Origin of the sequence: Streptomyces echinatus, assembly GCF_014203595.1 — a bacterium.
Lineage (GTDB): Bacteria > Actinomycetota > Actinomycetes > Streptomycetales > Streptomycetaceae > Streptomyces > Streptomyces echinatus.
The window spans coordinates 185,301-198,638 of the sequence record NZ_JACHJK010000014.1 but is presented as its reverse complement, the minus strand read 5'-3'; the positions used below and the strand labels follow the sequence as shown (position 1 = coordinate 198,638).

Below are 13,338 nucleotides of genomic sequence, written 5' to 3'. Positions count from 1 at the left end.
GGCGGCCGTACGCGTACGCGGAGCCGGGCGGATCAGACCGCCGTCGTCGGGTACGTCGGGTACTCGACGCCGGAGACGTGCTGGACGACCCGGACGACCTGGCAGGAGTAGCCGAACTCGTTGTCGTACCAGAGGTAGAGGATCGCGTTGTCGCCGTCGACCTTGGTCGCGCCGGCGTCGACGATCGAGGCGTGGCGCGAGCCGACGAAGTCCATGGAGACGGCGTCGGGAGCGGTGGTGAAGTCGATCTGGCGCTTCAGCGGCGAGTTCAGCGAGACGTCGCGCAGGTGGTCAAGGACCTCGTCGCGGGTGGTCTCGCGGCCCAGGCGCAGGCTCAGGATGGCGATCGAGACGTCCGGGACCGGGACACGGATCGAGCTGCCGGTGATCGGGGCCTTGAGGTCCGGCAGCGCCTTGGCGACGGCGGAGGCGGCACCGGTCTCGGTGATGACCATGTTGAGCGGCGCGGAGCGGCCCCGACGGTCGGCCTTGTGGTAGTTGTCCAGCAGGTTCTGGTCGTTCGTGAACGAGTGGACGGTCTCCACGTGACCACGCAGGACGCCGAACTCGTCGTCCATCGCCTTCAGCGGCGGGACGATCGCGTTGGTGGTGCAGGATGCGCAGGACAGGATCTGCTCGTCCGGCTTGACGGTGTCGTGGTTGACGCCGTGGACGATGTTCGGGACGTCGCCCTTGCCCGGGGCGGTCAGGACGACCTTGTCGATACCGGGGCGCAGGTGCTGGGAGAGGCCCTCGCGGTCGCGCCACTTGCCGGTGTTGTCGATGAGGATGGCGTCCTTGATGCCGTGCGCCGTGTAGTCGACCTCGGAGGGGTCGTTGGCGTAGATCACCTTGATCGCGTTGCCGTTGGCGACGATCGTGCTGGTCGCCTCGTCGACGGTGATGGTGCCGTTGAACTGGCCGTGGATGGAGTCGCGGCGCAGCAGCGAGGCGCGCTTGACGAGGTCCGCCTCGCCGCCACCGCGGACGACGATGGCACGCAGCCGCAGGCCGTTGCCGGAGCCGGCCTTCTCGATCAGCAGGCGGGCGACGAGCCGGCCGATGCGGCCGAAGCCGTAGAGCACGACGTCGCGGGACTCACGGCGCTCGATCTTGTTGGCACCCGTGGCACCGGCGACGGCCTCGGCCGTGAACTCCTCCACGCTCAGGCCGCGCTCGTCGGCCTTGTGCGTCGTGGCCAGCATGCCGAGGTCGATCTGGGACGGGCCGAGGTCGAGGGCGGTCAGGGCCTGGAGGTACGGCATGGTCTCGGTGACCGACAGCTCGGCGCCGGCGATCTGCCGGGCGAAGCGGTGGGTCTTGAGAATGCTGACCACCGACTTGTTCACCAGGGAGCGGCTGTGCAGCAGGACGGTCACGTCCCGCTCGCGGTGCAGCTTCCCGATGAGCGGGATCATCGACTCCGCGATCTCCTCGCGGATCTTCCAGTTGGTGAACGAGTCGTCGTTGACAGTCACAGGTCCATCTTTCGAGCTAGGCAGCGCTCATATGGTAACCACACCGTTTTGACGGGCTCGCAGCCCCCTCCGGCGGGGCCGGCGCGCATCGCCCGGTTCCTTCCGCGGCGGGCGGACCCGCCGGACGCCGGGAGTGGAACCGGATCCGGCGGCGATGTCATGATCGGACGGAGTCCGACGGGGGAGACCGCCGATGAGGTTGCACACGCACGAGTGGGGTACCGGCGACCGGATCGCCGTCCTGGTGCACGGGATCATGTCCGACCACCGCACCTGGCACCGGGTCGCACCCGCGCTGGCGGGCAAGGGGTACCGGGTCATCGGCGTGGACCTGCGGGGCCACGGCGCGAGCGGCCGGGGCGAGTACAGCCCGGAGACCTGGGCGGACGACCTCGTCGAGAGCCTGCCACAGCGGCCGGAGCTGGTGATCGGTCACTCGCTCGGGGCGCTGGCGCTGGCCGGCGCCGTCGAACGGCTGGCGCCGGCCCGGGCGGTCTACTGCGACCCGGCCTGGGACCTGCGCGAGAAACTGGTCGAGGTCTCCGCGTACTTCGCCGTCTTCAAGACCGCGCACCGCGCCATGATCAGCAGCCTCAATCCGCGCTGGGACGAGGTCGACGTGGACATCGAGCTGGCCACGCTCGTCGACTGGGACCCCGCCACGGCCCGTGTGCTGCCGGGCATCTACGCGGTCGGCCGGACGCCGGCGCGCGCGGTGGTGCCCTCACTGGTGGTGCTGGCCGGCGCCGGCGAGCTCGTGCGGCCGGGCCTGGGCGAGGAGGTGAAGCGCCGGGGCTTCGAGGTCCGCACGGTCGAAGGGGCCGGGCACAGCCTCTTCCGGGACGACTTCGAGGGATTCATGGGCGCGCTCGACGGCTGGATCTGAGGCTCACGCCCTGGGGGCGCGGCGGACGGCCGGCGCGGGCCGCGGAGCATGCCGACCGCCGCGGCCGGCTGTGGGCGTGCGGGGGCGGTGCGCCGCCGCCGGCTGTGCGAAGGCCGGGATTCGGGGTAGACGGGGGGACGCCCGAGGAAAGGACCGTCACAATGACGACCTACGTGATCAGCGTCCCCGGCACCTTCACGGCGGGGATCGAGGCCGACACCCGTACCCGGCTGGCCCGGGCGCTGCGGCCCGCCGATCCGCACGGCACCCGGATGGGCAGCGCCGAGGACCTGGACGCGCTCAGCGTCAACGAGGACAACACCTTCACCCTCCGCCTGACCGTCGACGCGGACACCGGCCCGCACGCCGAGGAGGAGGCGCGCCGGCTCGCGGACTCCGCGCTCAGGGACGCGGGACTGGACGAGCGGAGCGCACCGCTCGGGCCCGCGGTGATCACCGGCATCGACTCCGAGATCCGCTGACCATGGGGTGACCATGAGGCACGATCATCCTATATAGGTAAAATCTAGGCGTTTGCCGAACATCCAGGCGGCCGGCCTCCCGAGAGCCACCGCCCCGCCGGAAGTGATCGATGGCCCGCAAGCGCTCCACGGACGAAGGCGACGAGCTGCTGGCCCGGCTCGGTTCGCTGACCGCCCAGGCACGTGACGTGCAAGGACACAACATCGAGGCCGCGGCCTTCATGGGGCAGGTCCGGGCCGGACTGCGGGCGCTCGCCTCGGTCACCGGCGAACCGGGCGAGCTCCTGGCCCGCACCAACGACCTGCTCCTCTCACTCCGCAGCGACCTCTTCGCCACCTGCACCTTCATGCGGCTCGACCCGGCCACCGGCGTGCTGGAGAGCGCCCGGGCCGGCCACATCCCCTTCGTGTGGGCCACGGCGGACGGAAAATCCGGCGTCGTCGACGACGAGGGAGGTCCACCGCTCGGCATCGAGCCCGGCGTCGAGTACCCGGTGACCCGGCACCGGCTCACCACCGGCGGGGTGTTCGTCCTGCTCACCGACGGCGTGGTGGAGGGGCCGTCGCTGAACATCGAGGACGGCCTCGACCAGGTGGTGCGGCTCGCGGGCATCGCCGCCGTCGCGGGCCTCGCGACCCACGCGCTCGCGGCGGCCGTGATCAAGGGCGCGGAGAGCGTCGGACACGACGACGACGCCGCCGTCCTGGTCGTGGGACTCGACGGCCCGGGCACTCCGCCCTGACGGCCCCTGCACCCGCCCCGAACCGCCCCCGTCACGGCCTCCGTGCCGCACGGCACCCGAAAATCCGCCGGTCACGGCCCCTGTCGCGGCGGACCGGCGTCCGCCGAAGGGCCGGACGGGAGCGAGCCTCGCCTCGCCGACCCGCGGCCATCGGTGTGAGATGGCTCCTGTGGTGGGTATCGAGGAGCTGCGCCGACCGGGCGGTCATATCGTCCAGGTGCTGGCCGTCGCCGCCTGCTACTACGCGGCGGCCCGGCTCGGCCTCATCCGCGAGCTGAGCGTCGAGGGAGCCGTGGTCACCCCCCTCTGGCCGGCGACCGGCGTCGCCCTCACCGCCCTGCTGATCCTCGGACTGCGCGTCTGGCCCGGCATCGCGCTCGGCGCTTTCTTCTCCGTCCTGTACCTCACCAGACCCGACATCACGGTGCTCGGCGTCCTCCTCGGCAACACCGCCGCACCCCTGTGCGCGGCGCTCCTGCTGCGCCGGGCCGGTTTCCGCACCGACATCAGCCGGCTGCGCGACGGCCTGGCCCTGGTGTTCCTGGCCGCGCTGACCGCCACGCTGATCAGCGCGACCGTGGGCGTCGGTCTCCTCGTCCTCAAGGGCAGCCTGGCAGCCCATGGCTTCTGGCCGGTCTGGCTCGCCTGGTGGGTGGGCGACGCGATGGGAGTCCTGATCATCACCCCGCTGCTGCTGATGCTGCACCGGGCCCGTCTGCCGCTGCCGCTGGGCCGCTGGAAGGAGGCGACCGCGCTGGCCGCCGTCACCTGCGTGCTCGTACCGGTGGCCGTGTACAGCACGCTCAGCACGCTCTTCTTCGTCTACCCGCTCATCATCTGGGCGGCCCTGCGATTCCAGCTGGTGGGCGGTGTGCTGTGCGCGCTGTTCACCTCCGTGGTGGCCACGGTCGCCGCCACGGACGGTGCCGGGGCGTTCGCGGACCTGAACCGGATCGAGATCATGGTGAAGCTCCAGGCGTTCAACGGCGCCATGGCCCTGACCGCGCTGCTGCTGTCCGCCGTGATCACCGAGCAGCGCCACACCCGGCGCTCGGTGGAACAGGCATGCCAGGAGCTGGTGGAGGTCCTGGAACACCTCGACGCGGGCGAGAACCCACCGCCCCGACAGCATGCGGAGGCCGACGACGAAGCCGACGACCGGCCATGGCCGACCGACGCCCCGTAGGCCGGTCGTGCGAGCGGACCGAGGACCGGCGGCGCGACCCGCCTCCGGCGGTGTGCCGACGAGCGTGCGTGGTCGTCCGGTGCGGCGTGAACGTGTGGGCGGGCCCGGGACCGGCGGCGCGATCGGTCTCCTTCGGTGCCGTGAGCGGCCGGGCGGTGTGTGTGGGGGGCGGTGGTCTGTGCGATCCGGGGATCGTCGGCGGGCGGTCGGTGTTCCCGTCGGCGCTCGGCGGCCGCGTCAGCGCTCCGGCCGGTTCAACGGTCCCTCTTCTGCGTCACCGCCCGGCTCCGCGGACGGCGGGCCCGACGGTGTGGTGCGGCGGTCGTGGGCCGGCGGGCGGGCGGCGCCGGTGGCGGCCGGCCGGACGCCGCCGGTCGTGCCGTAGCCCCCGACGACCCCCGGCGGGCAGTCCGCGACCGCCGCGGCCTCGCTGACTGCCCGCCGGGTCCGCGCCCCCGGCACGCGCTCCGGGCACGGGCGGCCGAACCGGTCGTCGGCGCCCCGCTCGCGCTCCGCCCCGCGCGGCCGGGGGGCGGCCCTCCCGGCCGCCGTCGTGGTCTCGTCCTGTCGCTCGCGGTCGTGGTCGGTCATGCGGCGGCGGGTACCCGGGTGTCGGCCGCCGCCAACGTGCCGTCCCGGCCGACGGCGGGTACCCGGGGCCGGTCCCACCGCCGACGTGCCGTCCCGGCGTGTCGGACGGCGCGCCGGGGGCACTGGGAGACGATGGGCAGACCCGCACGGGCACAGGCCGGACCGGGAGGAACAGGGCGCCATGGACCAGCGGCCGGTACCAGGACGGACAGCCGAGGACGCGACGGGGAGCACGGCCGCGCCCGGGGACCCGGCACGCCGTCCGGACATCACCGACGCACGCCGCCGCATCCCCCGCACCGACGCGCTGCTGCGCGACCCCCGGCTGTCCGCCGCCGTGGACCGGCTCGGCCCGCAGCGCGTGAAGGCCGCCGTACACCAGGCGCAGGAGCGGGCCCGCACGGGCGGCATCCCGCCGGAACAGGTCCCGCAGACGGCCCTGAGCCTGCTGCCCGGCACCGCCGGCGGCCTGCGCCCGGTGATCAACGCCACCGGGGTCCTGCTGCACACCAACCTCGGCCGGGCCCCGCTGTCCGCCGCCGCCCGGCAGGCGGTCCGGGAGGCGGCCGGCCCCACGGACGTCGAACTCGACCTGACGACCGGCGTACGCGCCCGCAGGGGACGTTCCGCGCTCGCCGCGCTGCACGAACGGGTGCCGGCCGCCGGCGCCGTGCACGTCGTGAACAACGGGGCCGCCGCCCTCGTCCTGGCCGCCACCGCCCTCGCGGCCGGAAAGGAGATCGTCGTCAGCCGGGGCGAGATGGTGGAGATCGGCGACGGCTTCCGCCTGCCCGACCTGCTCGTGTCGACCGGCGCCCGGCTCCGCGAGGTGGGTACGACCAACCGGACGACCGCCGCCGACTACGCGGCCGTGATCGGACCGGACACCGGGTTCGTGCTGAAGGTCCACCCGTCCAACTTCCGCATCACCGGCTTCACCCGGTCCGCCGAACCCGCCGACCTCGCCGGTCTCGGTGTCCCGGTCGTCGTCGACATCGGCTCCGGGCTGCTCGCCCCGCACCCGGCCCTGCCCGGGGAGCCCGACGCCGACAGCCAGTTGCGCGCCGGTGCCGCACTCGTCACCGCGAGCGGCGACAAACTGCTCGGCGGACCCCAGTGCGGGCTGCTGCTCGGCCGGAAGGACCTGGTCCACGCCCTGGCCCGGCACCCGCTCGCCCGCGCCCTGCGCGTCGACAAGCTGACCCTGGCCGCACTGGAGGCCACCCTCACCGGCCCGTCCACCCCGACCGCCCTCGCCCTCACCGCGGACCCGGACCGGCTCGCGGCCAGAGCCGGCCGGCTCGCCGCCACGCTGGCCGCCTACGGGATCGACGTACGGGCCGTCGAGAGCGCGGCGACGGTCGGCGGCGGGGGAGCGCCCGGGACCACCCTGACCAGCGCGGCCCTGTCCCTGCCCGAACCGTACGCCGCCGCCCTGCGAACCGGCCGGGTCCCGGTCGTCGGCCGTCTGGAGGCGGGCCGCTGCCTGCTGGACCTGCGGGCGGTACCGGAGGAGGACGACGTACGCCTCGCCGAGGCCGTGCGGTCCGTCGCCCAGGGACCCGCGGGGCCGTCGGCTCCGGCCGGCACGGAAGGGTAGGTGGCCGCGATGCGCGTCCTCGCCACCGCCGGACACGTCGACCACGGCAAGTCCGCCCTGGTCCGTGCCCTCACCGGCATGGAACCCGACCGGTACGCGGAGGAGCGCCGCCGTGGCCTCACCCTGGACCTGGGTTTCGTGTGGACCAGGCTCGGCCCGGACGGTGAGCACCTCGCCTTCGTGGACGTGCCGGGCCACGAGCGGTTCGTCGCGACCATGCTGGCCGGGGTCGGACCGGTGCCCGCCGTGCTGTTCGTGGTCGCCGCCGACCAGGGCTGGCAGCCCCAGTCGCAGGAGCACCTGGCGATCCTCGACGCGCTCGGTGTCCGGCACGCCGTCCTCGCGGTGACCCGCAGCGACCTCGCGGACCCGGAACCCGTACGCGCCGATGCCGTCGAGCGGCTCGCCGCGACCTCCCTCGGCAAGGTGGCGTCGGTCGCGGTCAGCGCGGTCACCGGTGCGGGCCTGGACGAGCTGCGCCATGAACTGGCCCGGCTGGCCGCGCAGCTGCCCGCCGCCGACGCCCGGGCCGACGTCCGCCTCTGGCTCGACCGCGCCTTCACCGTCCGCGGCCACGGCACCGTGGTGACCGGCACGCTCGGCGCAGGCACCCTGCGCGTCGGCGACCGGCTGACCACGGCGGACGGTACGGCCGTGCTGCGGGTGCGCGGGCTGCAGAGCCTGCACGAGGACCTGCCGACCGTCAGCGCAGTGGCCCGCGTGGCCGTCAACGTGCGCGGTCAGGGCGACGGCGCCCTGGGCCGCGGCCAGGTGCTGCTGACCCCGGACCGCTGGCTGAACAGCCAGGTGATCGACGTACGGGTCACCGGTGAGCCGGCGGCCGACCTGCCCCGCTCGCTCACCCTGCACATCGGCACCGCCGCCGTACCGGTGACCGTCCGCCCGTTCGGAGAGGACACCGCCCGGCTCACCCTGGGCCGGGGCCTGCCGCTGCGCGTCGGCGACCGTGCCGTGCTGCGCGAACCCGGCGGCAGCCGGACCCCGTGCGCCGTCACCGTCCTCGACGTGCGACCGCCCCGGCTGACCCGGCGCGGTGCCGGCCGCGCCCGCGCGGCCGAACTCGACGGCATGACCGGCCGGCCCGACCTCACCGCCGAACTGGGCCGGCGCGGACTGGTCCGGCGCGCCGACCTCCGCGCGATGGGCGTCCCGCCGCCTCCCGCACCCGGGGACCGCCCACGGGACGGAGCGGACCGGCTCCCCGCCGTCGGCGTCGCCGGGGACTGGCTGGCCGACCCGGCGTACTGGGACACCCTGAGGGACCGGCTGGCCGCCGAGGCCGGACGGCACGCCCGCGCCCATCCCCTGGAACCCGGCCTGCCCACCGAGGCGGCCCGCCGGCTGCTCGGCCTGCCCGACCGTGCCCTGGTCGACGCGCTGGCCGCGGCGCAGCCCCGGCTCCACGCCCGCCAGGGACGGCTGTACCCCGTGGACTCACCGCGGCCCGCCCTGCCCGCACCCGTCCGCGCGGCGGTGGACGCCCTGCGCCGGGATCTCGCCCGCGCCCCGTTCCGCGCGCCGGAGGCCGGACGCCTCGCCGAACTGGGGCTCGACCGCCGGGCGCTGGCCGCCGCGGCGGCCGCCGGGGCGCTGCTGCGGATCGCCGAGGGGATCGTGCTGCTGCCCGGGGCGGACGCCGACGCCACCGCCGTCCTGCGCGCCCTGCCCCAGCCGTTCACGCTCAGCGAGGCCCGGCGCGCGCTGGACACCACCCGCCGGGTGGCCGTGCCACTGCTGGAGTTCCTGGACGCCCGGGGCCACACGGAGCGCGTCGACGACCAGCGCCGGTGCTGCCGTACGGCGGCGGGGAACGGAGGCGGACGGGAATCGAACCCGCCTGCCCGAGATCCTCGGGCACCTCGGTTTTGAAGACCGGGAGGGCCACCAGGCACCCACACGCCTCCACCGCTCGCCAGGCTACTGCCCCAGGAGACCACCGCTATGACCTCGACACCGGCCCGACAGGCGGCCGTACGGCTCACGCAGTTCGCCCACGGCGGCGGCTGCGCCTGCAAGATCCCGCCCGGCGAACTGGAGGCCGTGGTCGCGGGGCTGACCGCGGCACCGCTCACCGGCGGCGACACCCCGCTCCTCGTCGGCCTCGCCACCGGCGACGACGCGGCCGTGGTCACCCACCGGGGCACCGCCCTGGTGTGCACGGCCGACTTCTTCACGCCGGTCGTCGACGACCCCTACGACTGGGGCCGGATCGCCGCCGCCAACGCCCTGTCCGACGTGTACGCTATGGGCGGCCGGCCCGTCCTCGCCGTCAACCTGCTCGCCTGGCCACGCGACCGGCTCCCGTTCGACCTCGCCCGCGAGGTGCTGCGCGGCGGCCTCGACACCGCCACCGAGGCCGGCTGCCACGTCGGCGGCGGACACAGCGTCGACGACCCGGAACCCAAGTACGGCATGGCCGTCACCGGCATCGCCGATCCCGGGCGGCTGCTGCGCAACGACGCGGGCCGGGCCGGGCTGCCGCTGTCCCTGACCAAACCGCTGGGCACCGGCGTCCTCAACAACCGCCACAAGGCCACCGGAGAGCGGTTCGAGCACGCCGTCGCCACCATGGCCGCCCTCAACCGGGAGGCGTCCGAGGCCGCGCTGGCCGCCGGAGCCGAATGCGCCACCGACGTCACCGGGTTCGGCCTCCTCGGCCATCTGCACAAGCTGGCCCGCGCCTCCGGGGTGACCGCGGTGGTCGACACCGCCGCCGTGCCCTACCTGGAGGGCGCCCGGGAGGCCGTACGCGACGGGTACGTCAGCGGGGGCACCCGGCGCAATCTGGAATGGGTCGCGCCGCACACCGACTTCGGGAACACCGACGCGGACACCCGGCTGCTGCTCGCCGACGCGCAGACCTCCGGCGGACTGCTCGTCGCCGGCGAGGTGCCGGGAGCGCCGGTGGTGGGGGAACTGGTGCCCCGCGGCCCGCACTCCCTCGTTCTCAGGTAGGCCCCTGCACGGCTTCCCGGGCCCGGGCAGGATCGCTCACGGCTCCGTCCCGGTGTGTTCGTCGATGCCCGCACGGACCCGGTACGTCCGCACCAGCGCCACGGCCGCCGGGCCCCGCGGACGCCGTCCGGGGCGGATGTCGACGGCGAACGCCTTCGTCTCCTGGATGTGCGTGTTCGGGTCGAGGGACAGGTGCAGCAGCTCGTTGGCCGCGTCCCCGGTGCTGTAGCCGTTCGGACCCCAGTGGTACGGCAGTCCCACCTGGTGGAGCCGGCGGCCGTGCACGGTCAGCGGGGCCATCCGGTCGGTGACCAGCACCCGCGCCTCGACCACGCCCCGCGCGCTGACGATCGTCGCCCACCCGGTGTGCGCCAGGCCCCGCTCGGCGGCCAGCTCCGGGGACACCTCGCAGAAGAACTCCGGCTGCAGCTCGGCCAGATACGGCTGCCAGCGCGACATGCCGCCCGCCGTGTGGTGCTCGGTGAGCCGGTAGGTGGTGGCCACGTACGGGAACACCCGGGAGCCGGGCTCGTCGCCGCTCGGCTGGTAGCGGTTGTCGGGGTGCGGCCGCAGCAACTGCCGTACGGGGTTGCGCTGCTGCTCGTAGACGAGGTTGGGGAACGGGGAGTCCTGGGGCTCGTAGTGCGCGGGCAACGGCCCGTCGGTGAGCCCGGACGGCACGTACAGCCATGCCTTGCCATCTGCCTGCATGACGAACGGGTCCGTGCCGGACAGGGCCTCAGGCCCCTCCGCTCCCTCCGGCGGCTCGTGGTCCGGCGCCTTGTCCTTCTTGAAGTCGGGGACGTCGTGTCCCGTCCACTCGCCCTTCTCACCCTTGCCCGGGTCCCACCACACCAGCGCCTTGCGCTCGCTCCACGGCCTGCCCTCGGGGTCGGCGGAGGCCCGGTTGTACAGGATCCGCCGGTTGGCCGGCCAGGCCCACGCCCACTCCGCCGCCACCCAGTCCTGCTCCCGGCCGGGCTTGCGGCGGGCCGCCTGGTTGACGCCGTCGGCGTAGACCCCGCAGTAGATCCAGCAGCCGCAGACCGTCGAGCCGTCGGCCTTCAGCTCCTCGTACGAGGAGAGCGGATCGCCCTCGGCGTCCCGGCCGTTGATCTCGGCGAGGACCGCCTCCGCGTCCGGCTCGGCGATCCTCCCCTTCGTCGGATAGTCCCAGGCCAGGTCGAGCACCGGCCGGTCCATCTCGTCACCGGACCCGGCCAGCTTCTCCCGGACGAGGCGTCCCAGGTGATAGGTGAACCACAGGTCGCTGCGGGCCTCGCCGGGCGGCTCGACCGCCTGGTGGTGCCACTGGAGCATCCGCTGGGTGTTGGTGAAGCTGCCGTCCTTCTCGGTGTGCGCGGCGGCCGGCAGGAAGAACACCTCGGTGCGGATGTCCTCGGTGCGCATCTCGCCGGTCTCGATCTCGGGCCCGTCCTTCCACCAGGTCGCCGACTCGATGAGCGAGAAGTCACGGACGACCAGCCAGTCCAGGTTGGCCATGCCGAGACGCATCAGCTTCGCGTTGGCGTTGCCCACCGCGGGGTTCTCACCGACCAGGAAGTAGCCCTTGCAGACGCCTTCCAGCTGGGCCATCGTCGTCTCGTACGTCGAGTGGGAGCCGGTCAGCCGGGGCAGGTAGTCGAAGCAGAAGTCGTTCTCGGCCGTCGCCGCCTCACCCCAGTACGCCTTGAGCAGGCTCACCAGGTACGCGCGCATGTTGCCCCAGTAGCCCTTGTGCGCGGCCTCGGCCTCGATGAAGGAGTCCAGGTCCTCGTTCTGGTGTGCGTGCGGCATCGGGATGTAACCGGGCAGCAGGTTGAACAGAGTGGGGATGTCCGTGGATCCCTGGATGGAGGCATGCCCACGGAGCGCCAGGATGCCGCCGCCGGGCCGTCCGATGTTGCCGAGCAGGGTCTGCAGGACGGCGGCCGCCCGGACGTTCTGCACCCCCACCGTGTGCTGCGTCCAGCCCACCGCGTACGCGAACGCCGTCGTCCGGTCGCGGCCGGAGTTCTCCGTGACCAGCTCGCACACCTGCCGGAACAGGTCCCGCGGCACCCCGCAGACCTGCTCGACCAGTTCCGGCGTGTAGCGGGCGTAGTGCCGCCTGAGCACCTGGAACACACAGCGCGGGTGGGTCAGCGTCTCGTCCCGTTCCGGCTCGCCCTCGCCGATCACCGCGCCGCCGGCACCGTGGGCCTCGCCGCGCGCGGCCTCGGTCACCGAACTGCCGCCGTCGGTGCGCTTGTCGTACTCCTGGTCGCGTTCGCCCGAGGCCGCCTGTACCTCGGTGCCCTCGTACTGCCAGCTGGCGTTGTCATAGCTGCGGCTGCCGGCGTCGAGACCGGAGAAGACCCCGGCGAGGTCCTCCGTGTCGCGGAAGTCCTCCCGCAGGAGCATCGGCGCGTTGGTGTAGGCCACGACGTACTCGCGGAAGTACTTCTCATGCTCCAGCACGTAGTTGACGATGCCGCCGAGGAAGGCGATGTCCGTGCCCGCGCGCAGCGGCACGTGCACGTCGGCGAGCGCGCTGGTGCGGGTGAACCGCGGGTCGACGTGGATCACCTTGGCGCCGCGGGCCTTGGCCTCCATCACCCACTGGAACCCGACCGGATGGCACTCGGCCATGTTCGAGCCCTCGATGAGGATGCAGTCCGCGTTCTGCAGGTCCTGCTGGAAGGTGGTCGCGCCGCCGCGGCCGAACGAGGTTCCCAGACCGGGAACGGTGGAGGAGTGTCAAACGCGCGCCTGGTTCTCGATCTGGATCGCTCCCAGCGCGGTGAACAGCTTCTTGATCAGGTAGTTCTCTTCGTTGTCGAGCGTGGCCCCGCCGAGGCTCGCGATGCCCAGGGTGCGCCGGGTGCGGGTCTCGTCGACCTCCCACTGCCAGCCGGCCCGGCGGGCCTCGATCACCCGGTCGGCGATCATGTCCATCGCCGTGTCCAGGTCCAGCCGCTCCCACTCGGTGCCGTGCGGGCGGCGGTACAGGACCTGGTGCTCGCGGGCGTCCCCGGTGGTCAGCTGGAGGCTCGCCGCGCCCTTGGGGCACAGCCGTCCGCGCGAGACGGGGGAGTCCGGGTCGCCCTCGATCTGGGTGACCCGGCCGTCCTGGACGTACACGTTCTGGCCGCAGCCCACCGCGCAGTACGGGCAGACGGACTTCACCACCCGGTCCGCCGTGGCCACCCGGGGTGTCAGCCGCGCGCTGCGCCCGCTCTTCGCGGCGGCTCCCCGGCCGAGCGGATCCGTGCCGGTGAGCTGGCGGTACACCGGCCAGGAGTCGATCCAGGTGCGTACGCCCACGGCTTCTCCTCCCGCTCGGTCCCACGATTTTCCCGCAAACCCGCGGTCACGGCATCCCCTGCCGCGATCGGCGGCGGAGTACCCCCGGCG

General features: G+C 73.6%; 9 protein-coding genes, 1 tRNA gene and 1 pseudogene. 7 read left to right on the top strand and 4 right to left on the bottom strand.

Annotated features, from left to right (window positions below; genetic code table 11):
• Nucleotides 1-32: 32 nt before the first annotated feature.
• Complete coding sequence (locus FHS34_RS32335) at nt 33-1,478, bottom strand: glyceraldehyde-3-phosphate dehydrogenase (RefSeq protein ID WP_184972080.1); 1,446 nt, start codon at nt 1,476-1,478, stop codon at nt 33-35.
• 193 nt (nt 1,479-1,671) lie between these two features.
• Between FHS34_RS32335 and FHS34_RS32330 the strand changes: the two genes are divergently transcribed.
• The 4 genes from FHS34_RS32330 (at nt 1,672) to FHS34_RS32315 (ending at nt 4,775) form a co-directional block, all read left to right on the top strand.
• Nucleotides 1,672-2,364 carry an alpha/beta fold hydrolase gene (locus FHS34_RS32330; protein WP_184972078.1) on the top strand — a complete coding sequence of 231 codons (693 nt, stop codon included), beginning with the start codon at nt 1,672-1,674 and terminating at the stop codon, nt 2,362-2,364.
• Nucleotides 2,365-2,525: 161 nt separating this feature from the next.
• Nucleotides 2,526-2,846: a hypothetical protein gene (locus FHS34_RS32325; RefSeq protein WP_184972076.1), complete on the top strand. Its 321-nt coding sequence runs from the start codon at nt 2,526-2,528 to the stop codon at nt 2,844-2,846.
• 110 nt (nt 2,847-2,956) lie between these two features.
• Nucleotides 2,957-3,589 carry a PP2C family protein-serine/threonine phosphatase gene (locus FHS34_RS32320; RefSeq protein ID WP_184972074.1) on the top strand — a complete coding sequence of 211 codons (633 nt, stop codon included), beginning with the start codon at nt 2,957-2,959 and terminating at the stop codon, nt 3,587-3,589.
• A gap of 169 nt (nt 3,590-3,758) precedes the next feature.
• The gene (locus FHS34_RS32315) at nt 3,759-4,775 is read left to right on the top strand and encodes an MASE1 domain-containing protein (RefSeq protein WP_184972231.1); all 1,017 of its coding nucleotides are present in this window, start codon (nt 3,759-3,761) and stop codon (nt 4,773-4,775) included.
• Nucleotides 4,776-5,012: 237 nt separating this feature from the next.
• Here the strand turns inward: FHS34_RS32315 and FHS34_RS32310 are convergent, their stop codons facing one another.
• Complete coding sequence (locus FHS34_RS32310; RefSeq protein ID WP_184972073.1) at nt 5,013-5,366, bottom strand: hypothetical protein; 354 nt, start codon at nt 5,364-5,366, stop codon at nt 5,013-5,015.
• 181 nt (nt 5,367-5,547) lie between these two features.
• Here FHS34_RS32310 and selA point away from each other — a divergent pair, with 181 nt between their 5' ends.
• Together selA and FHS34_RS43550 are read left to right on the top strand one after the other, a co-directional pair.
• Nucleotides 5,548-6,966: an L-seryl-tRNA(Sec) selenium transferase gene (gene selA, locus FHS34_RS32305; protein WP_184972072.1), complete on the top strand. Its 1,419-nt coding sequence runs from the start codon at nt 5,548-5,550 to the stop codon at nt 6,964-6,966.
• A gap of 9 nt (nt 6,967-6,975) precedes the next feature.
• Nucleotides 6,976-8,715, top strand: a pseudogene (locus FHS34_RS43550) (GTP-binding protein); the annotation flags it as partial.
• An 83-nt stretch (nt 8,716-8,798) separates the two neighbouring features.
• On the opposite strand, the gene FHS34_RS32295 reads toward FHS34_RS43550, so the two are convergent.
• Nucleotides 8,799-8,891 (bottom strand) — tRNA-Sec (locus FHS34_RS32295).
• Nucleotides 8,892-8,928: 37 nt separating this feature from the next.
• Between FHS34_RS32295 and selD the strand changes: the two genes are divergently transcribed.
• Entirely contained in the window at nt 8,929-9,942 is a 1,014-nt protein-coding gene (selD, locus tag FHS34_RS32290) for a selenide, water dikinase SelD (protein WP_184972070.1), read from the top strand.
• Nucleotides 9,943-9,978: 36 nt separating this feature from the next.
• Here the strand turns inward: selD and fdh are convergent, their stop codons facing one another.
• Complete coding sequence (fdh, locus tag FHS34_RS32285) at nt 9,979-13,248, bottom strand: formate dehydrogenase (RefSeq protein ID WP_225817660.1); 3,270 nt, start codon at nt 13,246-13,248, stop codon at nt 9,979-9,981.
• Between the last annotated feature and the right edge of the window lie 90 nt (nt 13,249-13,338).